The sequence below is a fragment of the Candidatus Endolissoclinum faulkneri L5 genome, assembly GCF_000510265.1.
Lineage (GTDB): Bacteria > Pseudomonadota > Alphaproteobacteria > Thalassobaculales > Thalassobaculaceae > Thalassobaculum > Thalassobaculum faulkneri_A.
Map to the genome: position 1 here is coordinate 918248 of NZ_CP006745.1, position 26693 is coordinate 944940.

Sequence of the window (26693 nt, forward strand, 5' to 3'; positions counted from 1 at the left end):
GAAAGTTTGTTGAGCGAACATAATATTCTATAAAACATCAGATCTCATGTCCTAAATAATCAATATCGCGCAAATAAACATTGTTATGATTAGAAAGATTTTTATAGTGATAGGTTTGATTCAAAAAATACTAAACAAAGCAGTAAACTATTGCTTAGCCTAGAACTATGACTTCTGAAGAGACCAAGGAATAATCAATACATCTTTATCTTCTTCGATAAACCGAGCCTCTATACCAAAAACAGAGGCCATAATTCCGATATCGAGTGCCTCAGAAGGAGGCCCCTCAGAAACTATCATCCCCTGATGTAATACATAAATCCGACGGCAAAATCGGGCTGCCAATGTTATGTCATGCAAAACCACCAAGCTACTTCTACCAGTCATAGCAAGCTGATTAAGTAAGATCATAGCTTCTAGTTGGTGACGTGGATCAAGACCTGTTACCGGCTCGTCTAATAGCAGTAGCGATTGATCTCCTGTTAGGGCACGTGCGAGCATAACCCGCATACGTTCGCCGCAAGACAGTGTAGTTACCGCTCTTTTAGTAAGATGTGCAGTATCTGTTGCCAGCATAGCCTTGTTGACTGCGATATGATCTGCTGCAGAAATTTTGGATAATGACGATAGAAAAGGAATACGACCAAGCATAACTACTTCACGTGCTGAAATCGGCCATTCACTATTAGCTCCCTGCGGTAAATAGCCTATCATTTGAGCAATTGATTTGCGATCTAATCCGATAATTGGCTTACCATTCAGTATGACCTCTCCTTCTGATGGCTCAGAAATACAAGCAAGAATTTTTAACAAGGTACTCTTACCAGAACCGTTAGGACCTAGCAAACCAACCACCTCACCTGTTCCTACCGACAAGGTAACTACTTCGAGTAATATTTTATCGCCGTCATATAAACTAATATTCTTTGCGTCAAGGCTAATTGAGGCAGGATTAGATATTAATGCTAGGGAGAAGCTCATAAGATTAGCATTAGTAAATGCTCCTTCCATTACTAAAAACTTAATTTTAGCTATTGTCTTTATCAAGATACATATTTAAACCACTGCGATTAATAGTATTATCTAACCAGATAGTTAATCCAGCCTGTATAATTTTTCTTATAAGTATATTTCAGTTTGGTTGAAATAATCTTGAGACCTCAATTATTCGCTGCAACTAAGCTGCAAGCAATAAATAAGCTTTGTCGCACCAGCTGCGATAAAGCAGTACGATAACTTTACTAATCTCATATATGAAATATATAATATCATCCCTGGTATTAACAAATCAACTATATGGAAATTTGATTTTTCTTGTATAAAACAAAAGTTATAGTTAATGATATTACACAAGTTGTCTGATCAGCTTTTAAAATAAATATTCACAAATACTATTTTAATAAGGCTTAATTGTTGCATTGCTGCCTCTAGTAGTTCCTGAGAGGAATTAAAATGCTGGTTTGTGTAATGCTAAACCATAAAGGTATAGAGATTGTAGTACAATTTCCGCTTCATAGAAATCAAAAAATATTAAGTTATTTCTTAATGATAAAAATAAGTTTTACTAAACTATTTATCAAAAAATAGCGCATTATGCTAAATAAATTTAGCAAAATTTTTTATTAAAATTGTATCTACTTAATTAATTACGATAATAATTACTGTAAAACACATTTGCCATAAGGAACAAATGATAGTTAAAGATTTAAAAGTTAAACAAAAACAATATAAATTGGATATATCATTAAAATACTTCGTCTACATTTTACTTTTTGATTTTATCAAGCGCGCTACACATGACCTCAACACATTAGACTACATTTAAATGATTGTTATCCATCCAAAGCTGAGAAAACATTAGATGAAATATTAATTAAAATAGCAAATCAATCAAAGCATATAGGGATATTTATAGGTATTGCTAATGTTTCGATTAATTACTACAAAAGAACTAGTTTTCAGGCAAACAACAGAAAGCTACCGCTTCGGTTTATTTATTTTTACATCACTGCAACCTACTTAATCCTTTGCTCATAGCATTAAGCCTTAATTTATGTAATTTATTACTATTATGCAGTTATGCTTTATTACTATTATGCAGTTATGCTTTAATATAGTAAGCGAGTCAACTAATATTAATATAGAAGAAACCTAGAAAGTAGGTAGTGATTAAGATAAGCAAATTCATTAAGCTTTAGGTACAGCGGATTAAGCAATTAAAGAAGGTATATTGGGCTATATTAGAATAAATTTATATTAATTTTCCAGCACTACTGCTGTAATAGATTAAAGTTAATTTACTTCTGATTATTTGTATAATTACTACATCAGATAACAAAATTTTGCACAAGGCGAGAAAACGTAGTAAAATACGGTTCGCGCGTGTATCGCGCACATCTATAAAAAAATTAGCTGTAAGCTGAACACTAAGTCGGTCAATATGGCAATTTAAGACAATGGTTGTCTATGGATAGAAATAAAAAAAAGAGCAAGAGATAATGAGAATAATAGTCTGTTCTTTGCGCCTTTAATCTATCCGGCGAACAAGTTTGGGCTAAATCAATCGCCAATCGTAATTAAAGGTGAATAAGAAATTGTTAAAGTTATTATACTATTTCTGATGCTCGGATATATTAAGCCATGCAAATTTTATGACATTTTGGTTGCTGATCATTAGAGCAGCAGAATAAGAATCAATAATCAGCACTGAAAGGTTGTTCAAATACGCAGGAATCCTTTGCTAATTCTTAACAAGAATATTGAAATGCTATCAATGTAAAAGCGATGATAGGAATGCCCACACGTGTTAAGTTTGTAATATACCCCCTATTCTACTATTCAGGGTTTTGGTTTTAATAAGAGCAAGTACATCAAAGTTAGCGCTAATTAGTATTATGTTCAAGCGCTAACTACTCCATTGTAGACTGTGATACTTAATCATTTCAGTGCACCGATGTCTTGTGACAAGACCGCCACTTAATCGTGCTCTATAAGCAAGAGCAATTTTGGCTAAGTTTAGCTCAGACTGAAAATAATCCGCCTAGTTTATGAAAATAACAAAAAAGAATGATCTTTCAACGTTACCTTATAGTAGCACATCTAGTAACAATTAACTATTAGGTTGACTAACTTGTGTAATATATCTCCGCTATTAGGAGCATTTCCCTAAGTTATTAATTTGATGAAGAAGCTATCCTTGAATCGGTAACAACGGCAACGCGCAAAATTAATTGGCGTATTAAATTTATTTTTACTGGAATTGAATACCATTACTCGACGACTTGCCTCTCACAGTCCAATGCCTAGATATAGATGTTAACGCAGAAAGTGTTCGAGTGATTCTTTCTCCTTAATACTACCAGTATCTACAGCGATCTAATTAAAAGATATATCCGCAACCTGTTTACATAAACGTTGAGAAATGATGAAGTGTCTGGTTTTGATCTTGCTGTATTGTGAACAATTCATGCCCTAGAGCTAAAGCACAGACTGCGAGCAAAATCTCGACAATTATGATGGGGTCTTCTCTTGCAAGTCTACAACCTTCATCTAAGATACCGTAATTATTAATAGAAGGCGGTTATTCACTAGAATAACTAATACCACTTGATCAATTTTGCTGGTTTCACACGTTGGGCTTATTGCTATTTTTAGCGCTAATATCTTTTCTAATCTAATTAAGGAGTCTAAATGTCCATAAACCGTAAAGAAACTGACAGCATGGGAACCATGTACGTACCAAACGATAGATATTGGGGAGCCCAAACTCAACGCAGCTTGGAAAACTTTCCAATCAGTTTTGAACGAATACCTAGTGCACTAATACACGCCTTTGCCTTGCAAAAGCAAGCATCGGCCCGAGCTAACAGCAAACTTGGTACCTTAAAAATAGAGCTAGCTAAAGCTATTGAGAAAGCTGCTGCAGAGATTGCGGCAGCAAATTATGACGACGAATTTCCTTTGGTAGTATGGCAAACCGGTTCCGGTACTCACACTAATATGAACTTAAACGAAGTAATTGCAAATCTGGCGAATAAATATCTAGGTAATTTGCCTGGTACAAAAAGCCCAATACATCCTAACGATCACGTTAATCTAGGTCAGTCATCCAATGATAGTTTTCCAACTGCCATGCACATCGCCGGAGTGCGTGAGATTTACGCTCGACTATTGCCTGGACTAAATTGTTTACAAAACGCATTAGCTAAAAAAGCACAAAAATTTCAAGGTATTGTTAAGATTGGTCGCACCCATTTACAAGATGCTACGCCATTACAATTAAGTCAAACGGTCGGCGCCTGGCAATTTCAAGTAAGTACTGGGATAGAACGTTTGGAGGCAGTTCTACCACGACTTTTACAACTTGCTCAAGGAGGTACGGCAGTAGGTACTGGTATAAATACTCATCCGGCATTCGCCGAAAAATTTATAGAAGAGATTAGAGCTCTTACAGGGCTGCCATTTACTTCTGCCACTAACAAATTTGAAGCGCTTGCCGCCCATGACGCCGTAGTAGAGATTTCTGGCGTACTTAATACTGTGGCAGTATCTCTAATGAAGGTGGCAAACGATGTACGCATGCTTGGTTCCGGCCCTCGTTGCGGTATAGGTGAGCTGATTCTACCTACCAATGAGCCTGGTTCTTCCATTATGCCTGGAAAGGTTAACCCAACTCAAGCTGAAGCTATGACTCAAGTCTGTGCTAAGGTAATGGGGAATCACACTACCATCACTGTTTCTGGTTCTAATGGACATTTTGAGCTTAATGTATTTAAGCCAGTAATGGCAGATGCGCTATTGCAGTCAATTCGTTTACTGGGCGACGCAGCAGCTAGCTTTGCTGAACGTTGCGTAGAAGGGATGGAAGCTAACAAAGGACGTATTGCCGATTTATTAAGCCGTAGTTTAATGCTAGTTACCGCCTTAGTACCACATATTGGCTACGATTCAGCAGCTAAGATTGCCCAAAAAGCACACCAAGACGGCATTAGTCTAAAACAGGCTGCTAACGCCCTTGGATTAGTTTCAGAAGCAGATTTTGACAAGTGGGTATGTACAGAAACAATGTTGGAATCGCGGAGACAAACAGCGTTCGATTAGAAGAATTAATTAAAATTTCTCATAATATTATCTGTAAAAACTAGCGAAAGAAACACAAAAAACATTTTCATGCAATCATTGTATTCTTTTAGATGATGTACAACTTTCTTTTCAAATAAAATAGTTGTTTTAAGTTAATGCAACGATTACACCAGATAATAAATTTATCTATGGTGAACAAAAAATTTCTATTTCAGCAAAGGAAATTCATGCTTGAAAACAGGTTAATTACCTAAACTCATCTAGCCATTACTAAAGAAAAGATCTAATAGGTGGATTTCTTCATGGATATTAAACAACGGCATTACAATACTTAAAAAATAATTTAACTACAATTTATAGCACAAAAACAATTTAAAAATCCTAGAAGCTAGGATTATTGTAATAGTCAATAAAATCTATTAAAAATTACACAGTTTATTGAAAGATTGTTTTTGAATTCATTTACAGTACTAAAAAACAAATAAAGAATCGCTAATGACAGTAGTATTTTTCTCCTAATCAACTAAAAGCTAAGTAAGATATGCTTGCCATAAAGTGACTGCGCTTGCTTTCTTGTAGATCATAATTTTTTAATTAAGTTGCTCGACATTTATCACTAAATTATGATTATGCTGTAAAATTTAAAAAGTAATAAGTGATGAATCTGAAATGGTGGGTAATACTTGCAATTCTTTGCTTTATCATTAGCAAATTAATTTGCCGATTAGTGTCCCGTGCTTTCGCAATGAAAAGATAAAATCAGGTATTAACAATTAAATTATAGTTTTTAAAATGATATTTTTATTATCCATTGTTAAAATTTGTAAATAGTGCCTAGAATAGAAAGCTTGATAGGTTATAACCAATCACATACAGAAAAGCGCTTTGTTATTGTATGATGCTTTTATCGTATTTTAATAAATAATTTCCATAGAATCACTAAGGATTCTAGATTAGTAGAAATCTAATAAAGGTCATCTTATTGTTTGCATAAAATATTTAAAATAAATTAAAATTTAACTGTAACACTTAAAAAGATTTATTCTATAAGAATCATAGATAGTTATTTACCCTTATTCTTTGCATTATGTACCTGCAAATTGCAGCGCATTAATCATTAAACAAGCAATTTGGTAAATTATGTCGTATGATATGGCCAGCAATTATTATACTAAATTAATCAGATCCCTGCCAAAATATGGTTGTAAAACATCAGGAACCGATATTGAGCCATCTTCTTTCTGATACGTTTCCAGAATAGCTATCATCGTTCGTTCAATAGCAAGACCGGAACCGTTCAATGTATGGACAAAATCAGTTTTCTTTTTTCCCTTAGCTTTAAATCTGCTTTTCATACGTCGCGCCTGAAAAGAACCACAATTTGAGCAAGATGAAATCTCGCGGTACTGTCCCTTGCCTTCATTTTGACCCGGCAACCAAACCTCCAAGTCATAAGTGCGCTGAGCAGTAAACCCCATATCACCTGCAGATAACTTCATCACACGATATGCCAAGCCAAGCTTTTGTAGAATAGTCTCAGCACAATTAGTCATTCTCTCTAATTCATCGTCTGAATTGTCTGGATGAACTATAGATACTAACTCAACTTTAGTAAACTGACGTTGCCGAATCATACCACGAGTGTCTCTTCCAGCAGCACCTGCTTCTGAACGAAAGCACGGAGTATAAGCTGTAAAACGCAAAGGTAGTTCATTCTCATCAACTATGCTATCTGCAACTAAGTTAGTTAAAGGAACTTCAGCAGTCGGAATCAACCAATATCCATCGATGGTTTGAAATAAACTGTCAGAAAATTTAGGTAATTGTCCAGTGCCATAAACCGCAGCATCACGCACAATGAAAGGTGGAACAATCTCAGTATATCCAAATTCTTTTGTATGAATATCAAGCATAAAGGATGCGATTGATCGCTCTAGTTTAGCTAGATGACTCTTCAATACAACAAATCGAGAGCCAGCAAGCGCAGCACCCAATGAAAAATCCATCATACCTAACCCTTCACCAAGCAAAACATGATCTTTTGGTAAAAAATTAAAACTGCGCGGGGTACCGAATGTACGCATTAAAATATTAGAATTTTCATCTAGGCCATCTGGCACATCATCCGCTGGAATGTTGGGCAAAATCTCAAGCATAGCATTAACTTCAGCGGCAAGCTTCCGCTCTAATTCTTCCAGGTTAGCTATATAATGTTTAATTTGCGATATCTCAGCAATAATGTCTTCAACACCTTCCCCTTTGCATTTAGCAACATATACTTGTCTGGATGCTTCATTACGACTTCGTTGAGCAATCTGTAGCTTAGTAATTATTGCTCTCCATTCTGAATCCTTAGCTAAGACAGCTTTAGAAGGTGAAGCTATGCCTCGTTTGATTAATCCTTTATCGAAAGCGGCACTATGTTTACGTATGCTTTGAATATCGTGCATGATTAAATTATAGGCTAATTACGAATCTTATAAATACATTCTAGGAATTCATCATGACATTTAGTTTAAAAAAACCCCATTGTTTTAACAACTAGATAAGGATTAATAACTTATAACATTAAACCACACCGCACCCTGTTGTCTCTAGATTTTCTTTACGCCTATTTTCGACAAACTGGGCAACAAAAATAGAAAACTCATAAAGAAGAATAATAGGAACGGCAAGCAGAACTTGGCTAACGACGTCGGGGGGGGTTACTATAGCAGCTACTATAAACGACAATACAATGAAATACTTTCGCTTTGCTTTAAGGATCCGAGAATTAACTATACCATACTTAACTAGCAAAATAAGCAATACAGGAAGCTCAAAAGCAACTCCAAAAGCAAAGATTAATCTCATTACCAAAGACAAATACTGATCAACTTTCGGCTCTAACATCATAGCTAAGCGACCATGCGAAGTGGCGATTTCAAAACTGGCAAAGAACTGCCAGGCAACTGGTATAACGACGTAATATACAATAGCTCCACCTAGCAAAAACAACAGCGGAGTAGCTACCATAAAAGGTAATAATGCACGACGCTCCCTCTTGTATAACCCAGGAGCGATAAAAAGCCATATCTGCATCGATACTAACGGAAAAGATAAGCAAGTAGCAAAAAAAAAGCCTAACTTTATGTAAGTAAAGAAAGCCTCATGCAAACCGGTATAAATAAGCTGGCGCTCTGACTGACCAATCCACAATTCTCGTAGAGGCTCAACCAAAAACCAAAAAATCGGCTCAGCCAAATAATAGCCTAAAAAAAAACATGCTAGGAAAGCTGCAATCACATAGATCAACCGCATCCTCAACTCAAGTAAATGAGCGACGAACGGCATTTTCGCATTATTTAGATCATATTTTTGATCTCTTAGAGAATTACTCATACCGATCAATTACTTCTAAAATATTTATTCTCATCAACGCGATGAGTATTAACAGAATCTTCCTCTGGCAGCATAGAAGATAAACTCAAAGTAGTTTTTTCCCGAAAAGATGATAATGTTTTATCAGAATCATCACATGCGATATCAAAAATTCGTGACGGATTATAAATGCCGTTATCAACCTCATTACTAGTGCTATCAAAGATCAATTTTGCATTTACTGACTTGTACATTTCCTTAAAACTATTATGCATAAAACCCCTCTGCTCAGAGGGCACATCGAAGTTTTTGCTAACTATTTCCTCAAAAACCGAACGCATATCAAGTTGCATGCCATCAAGCCCAGGCTCTTCTATAATACGTTGAAATTCTCGTACCATCAAAGCTATTTTACGCATACACCGACCAATTGATCGCATTACGTAAGGCAATTCTTTTGGACCCAGCACAATAATTGTTACAATGGCTATCATAATGCATTCTTGCCATCCAAGTTCAAACATTTATATTTACTCACTCTGTTCGCATTACTATAATACTTCAAGCAGCAGCACTTTAAAAATTTAAGGTCAGCACTTAAAGATTTTTTGATCAAGTCACTTGTTAATCTTACGCTAATCTTTGGTCTTTTCGGATATTAACTTGTTTGTTTTTTGAGCACCAGAGCTATCAGATTCCATGCCTTGTTTAAGATTTTTTATTCCTTTACCGAAGTCACCCATTAAGCTAGAAATTTTACCCTTACCTCCAAACAACAAAAGTAAAACTGCTAACACAACAAGCCAGTGCCATATGCTAAAGCTTCCCATGAAATGTTCCTAAAAATTCTAGCCTAAAATGAATTTATTTAACTGACTTTACCAACGATCTATAGCAAAATCATTATAATTTTAATGAAAGCAAAATATATAAAGCCAGATTATGTTTAGATACCATAGCCTTTCGCTTTTACTTGGGTTCACTATGCGCAAACACAAAAGTTTGAGAAGGATCGATCGTAATCCGTACACGAGTTCCAGGCAATGGCAAAAAAATTCCTGACACACGCGCAATTAAATGCAATGTTTTACCAAATCTCGCATCCTCACTTCTAACACTAAGATTAATTAAGCTAACGCTACCCAGTAATCGGGATTGATTTACTTCACAATAAATACCGCAATTAAATGTGTCAGATGCAGTCTCAATATGCACACCTTCTGGCCTCACAACTACAGTAACATGTTGATCATTAGGCAGTCCACCAGAAGAAAATGCTCCGGCTATAGTATCGACCGTATCACCACGCACTCTACCCTCAATCAAATTCACCTCACCGAACAATGCAGCGACAAAAACTCCAGATGGTGAACAATAAAGCTCAGCAGGACTACCACGCTGAACAATTTGCCCAGCTCTCATGACGACAATCTTGTCAGCCATAAACATAGCTTCCTCAGAATCGTGAGTAACCATTAAACAAGCAGAAAAACTTGATTTCAAAATACGTAGCATTTCTTTTCGTATACGATCCCGCAGTCGAGCATCCAGGCCAGAATACGGTTCATCAAGCAGCACTAAACGCGGCTTCGGAGCTAAAGCGCGAGCTAGTGCAACACGTTGCTGCTGACCGCCGGATAGTTCATGGGGAAAGGCTTTGGCAACATCTTTCAGTCCGACTATTTCTAGCATATATGCCCCGCGAGCCTTACGATCACTAGCTCGCCAATCAATCAAACCAAAGGTTACGTTACCTATCACATCAAGATGCGGAAACAAAGCGTAATCCTGAAAAACTAGTCCAACTCCGCGCTTTTCCGGAGCCAAATTGTTGCCGTTTACCGCCACAACTTGTCCGTTCAGGGATATCTCTCCCTCTTGTATATCCTCTAGTCCAGCTGCCAAGCGTAAGATTGTTGTTTTTCCACAACCAGACGGGCCAAGTAAACAAACTATCTCACCAGGCCTAACAGAAACATTTAATCCATCAATAGCCTGTACCGATCCATAGGCATGGCGAATACAGGTCATGGAAAGAGCTAGAGGAATACGATGCTTGTATGTCATATTAGATGTAGGCAACCCAAAAGTGTCAGCAGCCGTGACTATTACATAAAAAATTTAGTCAAAGAATTGCTTAGATTTGTCTAAAGGATTAACAATTCACTAGTCAGCTATTAAGTAGTAGCTTACCGAAATATCCTAGTAGATAGTCTCCGAGCAAAATTCAAACTAAGACATTACCTTTATTATTGTTTCCTAACAAAAGCATAATTAGGAACTGCCCATACAAGAATGTTTGTTATTGTATTAATAATAAAAATTAAGAATAATTATTAATTTACTGATAGTATTTTTTATTCATTGATAGAGATCTTTTCGATTATTATAACTATAAAAATCTATAATGCAATCGCCAAATTAATAAAGCAAGCAAGCAATTATTTTTACTTACTGGAAAAATTAATATAATTAAGATTATATTAAAGTGATGCTGTAGTGATCATCTAAAAACTAATTGTTAGGCTTATATTCCTAACTGCAATACATAATATTCGTTGTCAAAGACAAAAAAACAAGAATAATGATTTTGCTAGATGTAAAAAATCGCAACTATTAGATTATTGACAGATAGATCAAATCTGATAATAGGTTCTAGCACATAAAAACATAAACTACTTAACATTGTGCAATCGTAAACATTCTCCTACCAATTTACGACTAATTTAAATATAAATTTTTAATAAAAATGATCTAAATTTTAGACCGGTTAATCTTATTAAAGGCGAGCCAGATAATTTTTCCTTACTTAATATGCGCTATAACGCATAACAGTATAAGAATTAATCTAACCTAAAGGAAACTAATAAATCTTTACCTTAGCAACTTTTAATTTCACAGCAATTAGCAAGTTTATACTCATCGAGTGTTATCAAAAAATATTGCGTTAAGCTGCAATGTTTGCGATGCAATCCCCTAAATAGAGTACTTCAACGTAACACAGAATCGATGCGCTAAGAAATAACTAGATCTAAATAACTACAAATGAATTTGTACCTGAAAGAACCCAAACAGTAAATATTAACAACAAATACAAATCTAGATTATCCATCACAGGTCATAGACTTGCTCTGAAAAAAATTAATAACGCATATTGTTCCACTAACTACAAGTCCCTAGCTAATAAGCTAGTATAAGTTCACGAAATTGCAATCAAGAACAACAAGATTCTATCAGTGTAGAATTAAATTAACCTTATGGATTACATAAATCAACGCATGCTTATCTTAATACTTATTATGGCCGTAAGCACAAGATCAGTAAAAAGCGTATTATTAGGATAAGCTCCGGAGACATCTTCTAAATAATTTAATACAAAATATAAATACTTAGAAGTTTTTGGCATTTAAAAATATTCCATAATATAATGAATAATATACTCCATAATATAATAAATAATTAATATAATAAATAATTATTTATTAGCGACCAAACGCACTTTATGACATAAAAAGAGAACACAATTATATGACTATTAGGTCTTTAATAAGGATTTCTTGCTATATTAATCAATATTAATTATCCTAGAAAGATGAAGTATATTAAAAAAAACTTCTTTAGTGAAAGCAGATTTCTATAATTAAATGTAGAATTTTAGTAAATAAAATCTTTGGATTAGTTTGGAGTTAATTAAATTCTAATTACTAAAATAAGATAAAAAAAGTTAACTAATCCGCCTAAACATTTTTTATCTTGGGTGGCTATACTACTGCTAAAGGCAAAAATGCTATTTTACAGACGCTATAGATTAAAAGGTAAAATATCAGCATTGTTTACGGCACTAAGAGGGATATTTGTTTGGCTCTCGTCATTTTGGTAGCATACTACTCTGCTCTTACAAAGGAGCGCATAGTTGTTTGAGCAATGTGCTAACGCTTAATAGCTTGCTTGCTTCCAAGCAATAGCATGCATTTAAGCCGTAAATATAAAATACCTTCACTTATAACAAGTGCTATTAATAAGATCTAAGTCAAGGAAGTTGTTTCTGTTATTAAGTTAAAATATATCAACAAACTATCCTAAATTGAAATAATTTCTTAACCTGAATCTAGGCTAAAGCAAATGCTATTAAAATAAGGAATAATCTTATCCAAGGTCGCTCATGTTAAACTTACTTACCAATTTTATCTGCTATTAGCTGTTGTATTGTTATCAATATACTAAGGTGTATATCAATATTCTTTTCTCATCCCAAGTAAAATAATAACAGCATCACATGGAATAATTTTATACCACGATGATGGTGCAGTGTTAGAGTTTGAATAACTGATTGCATTGAATGTATTGATATTATGAACTATTGTCAATTTATCTTATATTACCACGTCGCGACTTCCTTGTCTTGCATATCGAAAATTGTAAGTTGTAACTATAAAATTCAAAATTCCACTTGTGTCAGTAAGAAATTACTGAATCTAATTGCCTCTAAGCTACATAGCTTAGTCCGTACAAATACCCGACGGTAGATCCAAAATAGTTATTATAAGGCTCTCTTGTGTAATTTACTAATTATTCTTCTTTATCCTCTGAGCTCATCCATAGGTGTAACACCAATGATTTTTAGTCCAGAGGCAATCACCGTAGCTGTTGCACGCACCAGGGCAATCCGTGCCATAGTTATTTCTCGTTCATTTTTTAAAATAAAACGCAACCGAGCATTTTCTCTACCCTTGCTCCAGAGCTCATGAAAGGCAGCGGCAACATTAGCAAGATAGAATGCAACTCGATGTGGTTCGTGTGATGACGCTGCGCTTTCTACGACTCGAGGCCAACTTGCAAGCAGCTTGCTAAGCTTTAACTCATTATGGTCAGTTAATAAATTTATTTCAGCCTGAGAAAGTGCAAAATCCGAGAGATCTTCAGCAACAAAAATTTCCTTAGCGTTACGGATTACTGAACAAGCTCTGGCATGCGCATACTGTACGTAAAACACCGGATTATTTCGGCTTTGCTCGCTAACCTGCCGATAGTCAAATTCCAAAGTTTGATCGTTACGCCGAGTCAACATAATAAAGCGTAGAACATCAGGTCCAACTGTATCTAGTACTTCGGACAAAGTAACAAAATTTCCGGAACGCTTTGACATACGCACCGGCTTGCCGCCGTCCAACATATGCACAATCTGACACAACTTAACGTCCAAATTACCCTGACCAGCAGTTATGGCAGAGACTGCCGCCTTTATTCGATTTACATAGCCTCCGTGATCAGCGCCAAAAACATCGATCATATCCATATAACCGCGTTCCACTTTATCCATATGATAAGCGATATCATTGGAAAAATAAGTCCAGGAACCATCAGGTTTTTGTAGTGGGCGATCAACGTCGTCACCAAACTTGGTTGACCTAAAGAGAAGCTGTGGTCGTGGTTCCCAATCGTCAGGACATTTTCCCTTTGGTGGGGTTAACACACCTCTGTAAACTAACCCAGCCTCTTCTAGTTTAGCTAATGCACGACTAATAACATTTTTTTTTACAATAGCACGCTCAGAGGAAAATCTGTCCATATGAATGCCCATCGTTAGTAGGTCTTTCATAATATTAGTCATTATAAGTTCGACGGCAAAAGTCCGAACAGGTTCTAGCCATTCCTGTTCTAAAGCATTTATCAAATTATCGCCCTCTCGCATTACTAATGCCTTACCAAGATCCTTTAAATATTCACCCGGATAATCGCATTCTGGAATGTTCGAGTTAGCATTCAGCGCTTCTAGATAACGAAAATAAACAGAGTGAGCCATCTTATCTATTTGTGAACCAACATCGTTGACGTAATACTCTCGTACAACTTGAAAGCCAGCTTTCTCTAGCAAGGATGCAAGTGCATCACCAAAAACCGCACCGCGGGCATGAGCAGCATGCAGTGGACCGGTAGGATTTGCAGAAACGTACTCCACGTTTACTTTACGGCCAGCGCCCATCCTAGAGCTCCCAAAATTTTGGCCAAATTCGAGTATTTTGCTAACCTGGGCCAACCAAACACCTGATAATAAGCGAATATTGATAAAGCCTGGCTCGACAATCTCAACGCTTTTGACAGATTCAAGCTTTTTCAACCCTTCTGCCAGCGGTAAATAAATATCGTACGGATCAATCCCAATCGGCTTAGCCAATATCATGGCAGCATTCGTGGCAATATCGCCATTAGAAGCATCGCGCGGAGGCTCAACAGTAATTCGCTCAAATGGTAATTTTTCTGGCCATTTTTTTGAAATAGCTGCGCTTCTTAAACAAGCTTTGATTTCGTACTTGATCCAATTAAATATATTCATTATAACTTACTTATTATTTTTCTCTCTCATTCCAATTATTTACATTAACAGCGCAAACTAAGCTTAGTAAAAAATCTTATGCAGGAAAACGAAGAGTGTCTACGTAAGAAATATACTCCTTTTGTACGTTTAGTCTTTAATAGCTTTATATTGTAAATTACTTACTTAAATTATAATCATATACAAAGTAATTTTTCTCAAGAAAAGTACTATAATTTAAAAAAGATAAGCTTTTGATAGATGATCAATGAAGTAAAATTGATCCTTAATCAAACTCTGATCCACTTCCACATTACTAGGTTAAAATTTTTAGCTTCTCTATTAGTCCGCGAAGAAAAATAAAAATATCAAAACAAACTCTAGTTAATAAGAAACAAACAATATGTATCAACCAGGTACTATGCTATCATAATTACAGTTTTATAGTATAAAATATAATCTTTAATAGCAAAATCTATCTAAGACAAAATGTTAATACAAACAAGTTGTTGTAATTGCTAACAATGCTTTTTATAGTTCATGATTAGCATCTCATTACTGAGACAATTAGATTTTATAGCTCGCACTATTGATCTCAAATAATACAACTAGCAGATGTACGACTAAAATTTACTTTAACAAAATAACTTTCCTGGGCTCTATGCAGTGTAAAATTATAATTTTATAGTAAGTTATTTAAAATATGCTAAGTTTGTGGAATAAAAACCAAACGCTATTATTTAAATCACCGGCGTTTACTAAAAAAGACTTGCAACATTTTTCACTGAGCATTTAGCAAAGTTTTGCTTGTTGTTGTCCAACTATAACAAGAATCAAAAAGACTCAAAGCATTTCTTATTGTCTCATCCCGTATATCTAAAATCCCAAGCATGATAGCTAATGCTTACTCCATCCGAGTACGATAAGTGTAACACATTTTAATTAAAAGTAATTTTTACTAAGCTAAAGTAAAAGTTATTCTAAAAAATGAAAGTTAAATTAACTAAATCATGCTGACCAAAGCTATTGTATGAAAACTCAAAGAATTATCAATTTAACAAACCTATCAATATTTTTTATATCGTCTTATCGCACGTAATTATATAAAAGCTCCATATTACTAACGTTAGCACAAAATTTCAAGAGAACAATTATGAATTATAAGCAGATAATTAATAAAATGATAAATATATTTATCATAAATCATTATTTATAAGCAATAAAAACTAGCAACGTGCATAATGCACACTTTAATAAAACACTTTAGACAACTTAAATCTTAACAAGAATAAAAATAATGCAGTATAATATTGCCGTTGCTGCTAATGTTAACTTTACTATTCTTTTTGATCAATAATAAATCAAGTTATCGTTTGATACCTAAACAGCTCTCAATTTTAAGCATTTTGGTTCTATTATCTGCCTGCGGACAAGTACCACAGCCATTTTCTAAGAACATAGCCAATATAGCTCATGATTCTTTCCTAATCCCCCCTTATACAGAAGGAGTATTGGTACGTCCAGTGATTGGTCTAGCGGATCCCGCTGTAATGAGCCGAATTACAGCTATGGCCGTTAAAGAACTCCAAAAGCGTGGTATACCTGCTAGTTTGGTAGCATCAAACCAGTTAAGTTTAATTCTTATAGTACTAGTTGAGCAACAATCGGATGATAAACTAAAAATCAATTGGACTTTAAAAAAACCAGACGGCAAAGTGGTTGCGGTGCGGAAGGATATGATCGTAAGTAATATCAGTCTTAATCAAGCTCTAAATCAAATGACCTGTTGGATCATGCCAGAAATTATTAGTTGCATTAATATTAAGCCCGCGGATCTAACAATAACAATCAATAAAATTATAGGTGCCCCGGGTAATGGCAACGATTTGCTGCATCATAGTTTGACTGATGCTATAAAAAAAGTTAATGTCAATATTACTAAGTTTCCTGCGAAAAATGGATTTGTGGTACAGGGAACAGTTATGCTAACACCAAATGATATCAATAATGATTTAGTTGTTATTTCTTGGAGTGTAGCAGATGCTTACGGGTACAATCTAGGTAGCATTAAGCAATCCAACGTTGTTGCTCACAAAAAGTTGCTGATGGATTGGTCAGCAGTTGCTTCACAGATTGCTACAGCTGCAGTTCCTGGTCTCTTACACCTTATTAGATCACACTTATATCTTATTGCAAGATAGATAGGTTTAGCTGTCAATTTGACAATTATGTAATACACTTAATTTTTATAGATATCTTGAATAATAAATTAATGAGCAATAATGTCTGCATTGATGATTATGTAATTATCTAATGGCGACTAAAAGCACTGATATCGCTTTTACTAAAGTTATAAAATTACTCAATCATTCTAGGCTAAAAATTAGCAACAGAGCAATTTTATTATAGATTCAGGGATTAGCTTGCAGCAGATAAACTAGAGAAAAATTAACTAATCTTCCCCAGTAGAGATATTTGTGGATCATTTAAGCACTTAATCTTTTCATAAGCCGCTCAAAATATAACAAAATTTAAAATCTTCGATAATTCTGTATTATCTCGAATTATATTTAATAAGATCTATTAGAGTAAAATATTCCACCTTTGTTACGTTACAGAGACCTTTAGTAACGTAACAAAGGTAGTAGATTAGGTGACTGCCTTGTCAAGTTTTCCAAGATTATTTCTAATTAAACATCTAAATACAATCTTAACAATCAAATTATCTTTATAGTACCCATCAATAAAATAATTACATGAAGAATATTACATCCAATCGTTAGATAATTTGTACAATAAACTTTTTATACAACACTTTCTTAGATTATTAGTAACATCAATAAAAGTAAAACTTAGCAATTGGATTTATATATACAGCAAAATTTAATGTTAATTTTATTAAGGCTAACTTGACTAAAGGGTTTTGCGAATTCATTCTGTAGCATACCAAAGACTAATGCTACTAAAACAATATTAAATTTTAACTAACGATTTTAGATAAATACTTCTAGCTACTTAGTGTGAAGCGATGCCAAATAGCTCTATAGCGTAAGAGACAAATATTTAATAAATCCTTCTTTTTGTATTTTACCTAATTTTTTATAATTACATAACTATAGCTAAAAATACATTTTATTGCTTATGTGCTATCCTATTACCAGACAAAAATACTAACAATATCCTAATACCCTAACATCAAGCTCACTAAAAATAAAATAATAAATAAATAATAAAACTATCATATAATTTTTTAAAAAGCAACAAAGCATTTTATTGCTGGTTTAATTAAGTGCATGAAAACTTAAAAATAGCAATAAGATCTAATTTTTATCACTAATTAATCGTTGTTTTAAGTAAAAATATGTTATCTTAACTAGCAGTACTATCGGTACATTAGCAGGTATCATTATACGATCAATCTTCACTAGATTTATCTTTTTAATAAAAAGATTATTACTTTTACCAACAGCTATCTGCTAAAAATCTAACTATATGATACAACTAACAAAAACCTCTGTTCGATTTTTAGTAGATAATCAAATAAATTGAAAGCATAATATATTTCTCCAACTACAGTAACACAAAATTATGTACAAGATTACCTTATTGCTAGAAGCAAATGCATAAAAATAACTGTTTTTATTCTAAAAAAACAAAATTTGATTATTAAGATATCCAGATAGTTATAGATTAACGACTGATAAAATTATTTTCAACGCTTGTTAATTACAAATTAGGTAACCTAAAAGCCTATATATAGCTTATTGCTAAATCATAAAAACAATAGTTACGATTGCCAATCAAGGCAGCGCATTAAATTATTAATAGGATTAAATAGCGAATAAATTAAAAAATAATGATGACTCTATTGTAAGACGACAGATTGATTAGTTATCTTAGATAGATTTGAAATATAAACATTAGGTATACCCATAATCATTATACCGACTGGCTTGCAAAGCAAGCAATCATCCGATTACTTACCGCTAAATATTCAACATAAATATTAGTATTCTTAAAAAAAAGAAAATAAGCGAATTGCTAATCTATTAGCTCACCGGCAATTTATTTTTAATTACAACGCAAAAATACAATATATTAAAAAGCTGGTATGAGGTCTTTCTTCTTAGATTAAAAGCTAAGTTATATTTTGATTAAACTATTTGCTGATAAAGATAAAAACCGAGCAATTATACTTAGCTGCCCAGAGGCGCTGTCGCCTGTTTTAGCCAGTCCTGGTGAATTGGATCCAAATGCGGCAATATTGTGGCAAATACTTCTGCATGATAAGTGTCAAACCAGCTAATTTCCTCCTTTGTCATCAATGATACCTCGATTAACCGCCGATCGATTGGTACAAAACTAATGATCTCAAAACCCAGCATTTCAGTTACTTGATCATTATCTGAAGGTATTGGTACAGTTATCATCAAATTTTCTATACGAATGCCATAAGCACCAGGTTTATAATATCCCGGTTCATTCGATAAAATCATTCCAGCTTCGATGGGAATACTATTTGCAATGGCTATCCTCTGTGGTCCTTCGTGAACACCAAGAAATACTCCCACCCCATGCCCTGTGGCATGATCGAAATCAAGCCCAGCTTTCCACAAAAACTGTCTAGCTAACGCATCAAGCTGACCACCATTAGTTCCAACCGGAAAACGCGCTGAAGCAATGGCTATATGTCCCTTTAAGACCAAAGTAAAGCGCTCCTGTATCTCTTGATTTGGCTCACCTATAGCGATAGTTCGTGTAATATCAGTAGTTCCATCAGAAAATTGAGCACCGCTATCAATCAAATAAAGATTATCATTATATAGCTGACGATTATTCCTTGATGTTGCTCGATAATGCACTATAGCACAGTTAGGGCCAGAGGCAGATATTGGGGGAAAACTAGGACCACGCCAATCAGCAATCTCAGAGCGAAATTTTTCCAATACCTCAATAGCACCTAATTCAGTAGTGTTATTAGCATTACCTTCTAACCACTTCAAAAAGCGTATTACCGCAACTCCATCGCGAATATGAGCATTACGAGTATTAGCTAGTTCAACAACATTCTTGCGCGCCCTAAACATAATACAAGGATCAGAAGCCAAGACAATAACGGCACCAACGTTTTTCAACTTACGACGCATCCACTCAGTAGCGTAATTCGGATCAATTGCTATTTTATTATCCGGCCCTAAAGTAGCTATTTCGTTATTAATGTCCTCGAATGGCCGCAAAGAAAGCATCTTATTATCCAAGATGGTGGATAAGCACTTCTTGCACTTTGCTTCTTCTAAAAATAGCTTAACATGTCCGGTATGATTAATAATAGCATAAGCCAATGGCAAAGGTGTGTACTCTATATCAGCACCACGTAAGTTTAGCAGCCAAGCGATTGATTCTAATTGATTTAATATCATCGAATCTACTTTATAGGTTTCCAGTGTATTTGCAACTAACTTTTGCTTAACTACCGCTTCTAAGCCTGTTAATGTAACTGGAAGTAAATCTACTGGACCAAACGGAGGATATGGTTGATTGGTCCATAACTCATCAATTGGATTGATTTCCAATGGAACCATAACACCGCCCACATCTTGGACTGCAGTAGTCAATTGCTTAATTGTGTTAATCGAATGTAGTTTAGGATCAAAGGCAAGAGATCGGCAGGCAAGATACTTCTGTAAGTAGCTGGTTAGGTTTTTGAGAGAAAAATTTTCCACTTTCCATAGATCAAGGTCAACTTGCTGAACGACTTGATTAGTGTAGCGGCCGTCTACAAATATTACCGCTACATCAGCTAGTATTAACAACACAGCAAATGAACCAGTAAAGCCAGTTAACCAAGATACACGCTCCGCTGAGTATGGGATATATTCACCCATATGTTCGTCCGCTCGAGGCAGAATAAATCCGTTAAGACCTATCTTTGTAAGTGCAGTGCGTAACTGACTTAACCGAGATGAATAGGACTTTGGTCCTGCCTTATAGGTTGTTTGACGTAATGATTCCACCGCATAATCGAGATTATCTGCCAAGGTATTAGGCAAAGCAGAAGTGAAGATTAGCTGATGCCACGCACGAGTTGGATAAGTTCTGGGACTACTCGCGATTCGCATTAAAATTTGAGTTAATTCACAAGCATCAATTTCAATGCCTGTGGCATGCAAAGAAAAGCAAAGAGAAGAGATATAGCTAGGTATTTTCAATTAAAGAAAATCCATCCAAATATGCTTTTTTCTTATGATTTTGATAAAACAAAGAAGAAAAGCAACATTAAATTATTTTAATATTGCTTTTCTTCTAACCAAGTAATAAATAAAGTAAACTCCTAAATAATTCAAACAACTTCATTGTCGATAACACTCTAATTACAAGCAAAACACTTATGGGTTTGCAAGATCTTTAAATTTTTTTTAAAAACATAACAGCCTATTCTAGCAAAAATCTAGGAAAATGAAACAAATATTCATAATTCTTATCTATTAAGGAAAATTAAATCACATCAAAGCATATGCTAACTTAGCTGCTGTCTATGGGTAATATTTAATGCTCATCAACAACATATAAAAATATGGTTATTATAATTTGAGAGGTTTTTGTAATTTTTAAATACTATTGATATGATAAAAATCTATTGATTGATTTTCCTAAAAAATTTACCTGCTTTACATTACTTTTATTTACTCTCAAGAAAAATTAACGAAATAGATATTTCTCATTAAGAGAGCGAATAGGGTTACTTAATAACTACTTTAGTTTAAAAGTAATATTGAAGCAAAATGTATTTTCTTCTTATTAGAACTTATTGATGATAAGCTCAATACTAATACGTAAGCAACATACAATACTAATAAATATTTATACTGACAAAAATTATGAACAATGGAATATTAAAATCAGCTCATTCTCTTAATAGATAAATGAAACTTACTCATCTATAGAGTGTAAGCAAAGTTTTACAAAAGACTTGCATCTTATTATTAATTTAATTATAGAAATTTGTAAAATTATGTAATTTTATCCTTAGGTATATTTAACCTTCAAGCAGATTAAATTGCGTTATTATTTAATAATTTAATTTGGCAAACTATAAATTTTAATATTTTTTAACATCTTGTTATACAACTAATACGCTGAAAAAACTAATGTGCCAGTAGATAAAAAGAAAAGTTAACCAACTAGTGAGTAAATTTAGTATTATACGAACATTAATCCTAAAATTTACTTGATAACAAGGTAAGGCATTAGCTTATGTGGAAAAATAATATAATATTTAATCTTATTAAAGTCTTTTTATTTTAACTGTTCATAGGCTCTCTGCTTAGTCAACTAGAGGTAAAAATTGCTAATTAAGATTTGACAACAGACATTAGCTTACATAAGTAACAGAGTAGATCTATTGCAGTGCTTAACAATTACGATTCATTTACTATGTTTCAAATTACTATGTTCCAAAGCAGATTGTTAGCTTAAATTTACATTTAGTAGTTAATCTATTTTTAGCTTCCTATTATTACAACTAGTTATCTAGTTCATTAAAACTAGTTATCTAGTTGTAATAATTTTTAATTATGCGAAATACAGTCTAGGACTACGATTGATTGTTCGACTTAAAACGCAATTTTAAAAATTGCATGAAGTATGTATTACACAAAGCTCAATATAAATTCTAACACACCTTAACATTGATTTAACGTAGAAAGTTAGGATGTTATTACTTAATCCACATAACTAATAATTATTTTTTACTAATGAGTAATTAATACATTTTTATAATCTTACTTAAGAAAACATACTATATCATTCTACTATAATAAATTGTCAAAAAAAACTATGCATTATCTTAAATTACTTTAACTAGTATAATTACTGTTGATTAAATTATGTTGTATTACATAAAGAAAGCTATCAAAAATGTTTAATGATATAATCAGAACTTAAATTAAGCATAGATGCTATATATTACTTATTAATTAATTCGAGCAGATAAACACCATTCAAATGGTTGAATTTAAATTACCTATTATCTTTATAGGAGGAATTGGGGGCTCAGGCACTCGGGCTGTTGCTAATGCAATGATATCTTTGGGCTACTATGCCGGTGATTGCATTAATAATGCTAACGATAATTTGATTTTTACCGAGCTGTTTAAGAGACCTAACTGGATCCGCCGTGGTGTAGCGCCACAAAAAATTCACCAACGTCTTGCATTATTTGAACAAGTGATGCGGGAAGGTGTTAGCTTAATGTCAATAGCTCGCTGGCCAGCATTGGGGCGATTTTGGCATCGACAACGAAAAGGTTTTGATAGGTTTAAAGATCCCGTTGCTTGGATGACTAAAGAACCAAACTGTCATCTATTTTTGGAACAAATTCTAGATCATTGGCCAAAGGCGCTATTTATTTATGTCACTCGTCATCCACTTGACATGGCTTATAGCAACAATAAGGCTCAACTTGGAAATTGGGGTTGGTTGTTTGATATAGATTTAGATACTTATGCCACACCAGAAACTGCCCAACTTGATTACTGGATTCGTACTCAAAAGCGACTTAATAACATGACCGCACGATATAAAATGCGAATCTATAATTTAAAATTTGATACTTTTGCCGTCAATCCAATGAAAGATATGATTTCACTAGCTGAAAAGTTAAATACATCAATAGATAAAGCTACCTTGGTAAAGGCAACTAGTAAAATTACTGCGCCAGAAACCATTGCTCGATGGCGCAAACATGATTTATCTATTTTTACTCCAGCACAAATTGATTTCTGTCGTACAACCGGATGGCCAGTTGACTAAAGATAGACTAAAGATATTAGTCTTTAATGTCTAAGTTACTATTTCAAGCTTAATTTGCATTTGCTCTCTAAAACATTATTATCAGAAGGCATCGATAAATAATTTATCAAGTATTCGATTAATAAGATTATAGGCTGTAGAAAAAATCATATTTATATTATAAATGTGATTTATATCAATTTCGTGTAATATGCAGACAAGTACAACACATCTACTCTACAATTACTTCTAACTAATGCATAATTAAACGCTTCTTTATAAACCTTGCACTTTATTCTAGTTATTCTCCAACAATTAAAAAATTTAGGCCAACGGCAGAATAAAATAAGCAAGAAAAACAAACATCGCAATAATCTATTTAATTTGCTAGATTTAATTTACTTAGCTTATATTAAATATAACTAATTATCTGTTTATCTGAGATGATCCATATATTACAAAGTATCTAAGAATGATTTAGTATTTAAGTGATCATACTTCTTTAATGATTCAAACACTTAATTACCGAGAGCAATGACAAAAACAGAAATCACAACGATAAGCGTTGAGCACACAATTTTATTACTCAAACGTTCGCTATGAAATATTAGCACTGACAACAGCATAGTAAATATCGGTGAGGTTGCCGCCATAGGCGAAATGAAAACCAAATCACCACGCAACAATCCAACATTCAAGCAAATTATACCAGCTGAGGTCGTTGCTCCACCCAACGCAAACCACTTTATTCCAGGAGCTCGCCAATCTATCAAAGTGGAATCACGGAGCAAGCCTTGTGCTGACCAAGTTATGATCGCGGAAACTGTAAAACCAACAATACTTGCGAAATAAGGATCTGGAATGCCGGACTGCATACCAATTTTTGACAGTAAGTGACCTAAGGCACGTAGCAAAGCAGCACCGATCGGTAAAAATAATGCCCATAACGGCCAGTTGGCCTTAATCTCTCCACGTTTAGATAATAACAAAATGCCGATCATAATACCGACGGTTCCAATCGCCATTAGCCATGTAAATCTTTCTCCTAAAATTAAAACACCCATAACAGTATCGAATAATGGAGAAATAGAAGCTAAAGCATTACCCAATGTAGGCCCAAGATAGCGTATTCCAGCAGCAGCTAGATTTGCAGAGACAGCAGGACGAAAAAGACCAACTGAAGCAAATATCAATACTTCCGGTTCTAGCCAATATTGCCAATGCATAAAAAAAGGAGCAAAAAACCACAGGGTGCAAGTAGCTGCAGTAATTAAAACCATTGCTCCAGTAGACCAGTCTACAGTCGCTAAGCCAATTTTTTGCCATTGAGCCCCAAGGGCAAACATCAGTGATGCAGTTGTTGCTAGGATTATTTGTATATAATCAAAGGAAAAGTTCGTCACCTCTATCATCTTTTATGCTTTTGGCTAAATTATTTAGTATTTAGATATTATGAGATATGGAATAAATATTAAATTTTATTAACGTAACTCGATTAAATTTTATTAACGTAACTCGAAACAACCTACGATTCGTACTAAATTTTCATACAATCACTCATATTGAAATGTCTTACTCAACTAATTCGCGTAACAAGAACACCAGTACTTTTTGTTATATTGAACATTCCTCGGCAGGATATTAAGTTTAAGTTGTATTTATAGTTAAATGTTTTGTTTTTCAAATATATTAGCACCTGAGGACATAATTGCATATAGCCTTAATGGCTTTATAAAATTTTTACAAAAGATACAACTTTAGTCACAAGCAGACTAGCAAATAACTAAGAAATAGCCAAAAAAAAACATACAGAGAATTTTACTGAAACTCTATATCCAAGGCATCAATTTCCTTAGCTGAATCAGAGCTGGTTCATTTTTAAGTCACCATATAGTATTACAGAATAATAATAAATACTTATCTTAAGTGCGATTTTATTTGTAAACGCACAATGATTATGCAATAGCGAATTACTCACAAGTAGAACAACAGCATTAGGATAGATACATACTCAATAACAGTGCTCAAATATAAAAAATATTAGCGGGTAAGTTACAGCATTATATCCTAAAAATATTAGAAGTGATGACAATAGGATCTACGCAGTAAATTATTTTATCGTCTAGTCAATAACTAAAACAGTTCTCTTATTCCTAAGAACTCAGACAACAATTAAGCTAAACAATTACTTATACGATTAACATCTTAAAATATCTGTCCTGTTTGTGGTTAAATTTTATACTTTTTTCTTAAAGAAAATTACTTTAATGCTAGATGCATTGTTGGCAATTGTTTGGTAAAATAAATCGTTATCGGTAATTTTTTATTATTTATCTCAACTACTTAAATGATTATAACCTAACATTAGACAATTCTAATCAGACATACCGCTCGTGTAATACAGTATAAGATATACTTACAAAAGTAAGCTTTTTAAGTGCGATTAGATAATTACCTTTTTATATAAAATCGCATAATTGTTTTTTTATCTAAAAAGATCGATTGCTATTTTTAGAGTATTGTCACTGTAATTTGCTCATAATTTTTTTATTATTGTCTACTTTTAACGACTTAAATTAAAACAATCATTAAATAAAAATCTCTCTGTACTTATGTTTAACTAATGCATATATAGCAAACATTGATTCGGACACATAGCTAACAAGTTTATTCTTCTAGTAATAAACTATATGATCATTCGATTCTGATATCAACTTACAGTCTAGACTGATTTTACTGCCTATAATGTATTATTTGCTAATAATTATCTTTAAAGACTTTAATAAAACCCATACTTAGGGGAATAAAGGTTATCTCATTAACTAGAGCTTACTCTTTATGTAAATACCTCAATTGTTTGCTATTAAGCTTACCTCATAATCATTATTTGTAATAATATACTAAAAATTAAATGTTAGTAGTTCATTGCCAAATTTGATCTTATAGCGCACCGCTAATAACATTTTGCTACTGCGATAAAAAATACATACATCAACGCTAGCTCAAAAAAAAGTAATTGTTATGCTGCTATTGACTATTTAGCACTCATATATTGAACGTATACATCAGTTAGAATAGTTTTGTGAATGACTAAAAGTAAAAATAAATCTATATTAAGTTATTAGCTATAAAGCTTATCTATGACGGC

12 protein-coding genes are annotated in these 26693 nt (G+C 33.7%); 3 read left to right on the forward strand and 9 right to left on the reverse strand.

Translation table 11 applies throughout. The annotated features are described in order from the left end of the window. Positions 1 to 165: 165 nt before the first annotated feature. Positions 166 to 1011, reverse strand: a complete 846-nt coding sequence (locus P856_RS02735) for an ABC transporter ATP-binding protein (protein WP_052323027.1) — start codon at positions 1009 to 1011, stop codon at positions 166 to 168. Positions 1012 to 3690: 2679 nt separating this feature from the next. On the opposite strand from P856_RS02735, the gene fumC reads away from it, so the two are divergent. Further along, the gene (fumC, locus tag P856_RS02740; protein ID WP_025300645.1) at positions 3691 to 5100 is read left to right on the forward strand and encodes a class II fumarate hydratase; all 1410 of its coding nucleotides are present in this window, start codon (positions 3691 to 3693) and stop codon (positions 5098 to 5100) included. Between the two features lie 1148 nt (positions 5101 to 6248). Here fumC and serS read toward each other — a convergent pair. From serS to argS, 6 genes are all read right to left on the reverse strand, one after another. Further along, entirely contained in the window at positions 6249 to 7532 is a 1284-nt protein-coding gene (serS, locus tag P856_RS02745; protein ID WP_025300646.1) for a serine--tRNA ligase, read from the reverse strand. Positions 7533 to 7650: 118 nt separating this feature from the next. Further along, positions 7651 to 8463: a twin-arginine translocase subunit TatC gene (gene tatC / locus P856_RS02750; protein ID WP_044215016.1), complete on the reverse strand. Its 813-nt coding sequence runs from the start codon at positions 8461 to 8463 to the stop codon at positions 7651 to 7653. Between the two features lie 5 nt (positions 8464 to 8468). Continuing rightward, positions 8469 to 8966: a twin-arginine translocase TatA/TatE family subunit gene (locus P856_RS04150; RefSeq protein ID WP_025300648.1), complete on the reverse strand. Its 498-nt coding sequence runs from the start codon at positions 8964 to 8966 to the stop codon at positions 8469 to 8471. 111 nt (positions 8967 to 9077) lie between these two features. Next, a complete protein-coding gene (locus P856_RS02760) occupies positions 9078 to 9272 on the reverse strand; it encodes a twin-arginine translocase TatA/TatE family subunit (RefSeq protein ID WP_025300649.1) in 195 nt (64 codons plus the stop codon). A gap of 139 nt (positions 9273 to 9411) precedes the next feature. Next, positions 9412 to 10509 carry an ABC transporter ATP-binding protein gene (locus P856_RS02765; protein WP_025300650.1) on the reverse strand — a complete coding sequence of 366 codons (1098 nt, stop codon included), beginning with the start codon at positions 10507 to 10509 and terminating at the stop codon, positions 9412 to 9414. A 2512-nt stretch (positions 10510 to 13021) separates the two neighbouring features. Beyond that, positions 13022 to 14776 carry an arginine--tRNA ligase gene (gene argS / locus P856_RS02770; protein WP_025300651.1) on the reverse strand — a complete coding sequence of 585 codons (1755 nt, stop codon included), beginning with the start codon at positions 14774 to 14776 and terminating at the stop codon, positions 13022 to 13024. Positions 14777 to 16161: 1385 nt separating this feature from the next. On the opposite strand from argS, the gene P856_RS02775 reads away from it, so the two are divergent. Further along, positions 16162 to 16956 (forward strand): hypothetical protein, encoded by a 795-nt coding sequence (locus P856_RS02775; RefSeq protein WP_144079727.1) that lies wholly within the window; start codon positions 16162 to 16164, stop codon positions 16954 to 16956. 1995 nt (positions 16957 to 18951) lie between these two features. On the opposite strand, the gene P856_RS02780 is transcribed toward P856_RS02775, so the two are convergent. Then, entirely contained in the window at positions 18952 to 20964 is a 2013-nt protein-coding gene (locus tag P856_RS02780; RefSeq protein ID WP_025300653.1) for an aminopeptidase P family protein, read from the reverse strand. Positions 20965 to 22759: 1795 nt separating this feature from the next. On the opposite strand from P856_RS02780, the gene P856_RS02785 reads away from it, so the two are divergent. Beyond that, the gene (locus P856_RS02785) at positions 22760 to 23566 is read left to right on the forward strand and encodes a sulfotransferase (protein ID WP_025300654.1); all 807 of its coding nucleotides are present in this window, start codon (positions 22760 to 22762) and stop codon (positions 23564 to 23566) included. A 497-nt stretch (positions 23567 to 24063) separates the two neighbouring features. On the opposite strand, the gene P856_RS02790 is transcribed toward P856_RS02785, so the two are convergent. Continuing rightward, positions 24064 to 24957, reverse strand: coding sequence for a DMT family transporter (locus P856_RS02790; protein WP_025300655.1), 894 nt, complete (start codon positions 24955 to 24957; stop codon positions 24064 to 24066). Positions 24958 to 26693 lie beyond the last annotated feature (1736 nt).

What these genes read in the sequence shown, in the direction of transcription:
- argS (WP_025300651.1), bottom strand. Translation starts at nt 14,776, where the DNA reads ATGAATATATTTAATTGGATCAAGTACGAAATCAAAGCTTGTTTAAGA.
- P856_RS04150 (WP_025300648.1), bottom strand. Translation starts at nt 8,966, where the DNA reads ATGTTTGAACTTGGATGGCAAGAATGCATTATGATAGCCATTGTAACA.
- P856_RS02790 (WP_025300655.1), bottom strand. Translation starts at nt 24,957, where the DNA reads ATGATAGAGGTGACGAACTTTTCCTTTGATTATATACAAATAATCCTA.
- P856_RS02765 (WP_025300650.1), bottom strand. Translation starts at nt 10,509, where the DNA reads ATGACATACAAGCATCGTATTCCTCTAGCTCTTTCCATGACCTGTATT.
- P856_RS02760 (WP_025300649.1), bottom strand. Translation starts at nt 9,272, where the DNA reads ATGGGAAGCTTTAGCATATGGCACTGGCTTGTTGTGTTAGCAGTTTTA.
- P856_RS02735 (WP_052323027.1), bottom strand. Translation starts at nt 1,011, where the DNA reads ATGGAAGGAGCATTTACTAATGCTAATCTTATGAGCTTCTCCCTAGCA.
- fumC (WP_025300645.1), top strand. Translation starts at nt 3,691, where the DNA reads ATGTCCATAAACCGTAAAGAAACTGACAGCATGGGAACCATGTACGTA.
- P856_RS02785 (WP_025300654.1), top strand. Translation starts at nt 22,760, where the DNA reads ATGGTTGAATTTAAATTACCTATTATCTTTATAGGAGGAATTGGGGGC.
- tatC (WP_044215016.1), bottom strand. Translation starts at nt 8,463, where the DNA reads ATGAGTAATTCTCTAAGAGATCAAAAATATGATCTAAATAATGCGAAA.
- serS (WP_025300646.1), bottom strand. Translation starts at nt 7,532, where the DNA reads ATGCACGATATTCAAAGCATACGTAAACATAGTGCCGCTTTCGATAAA.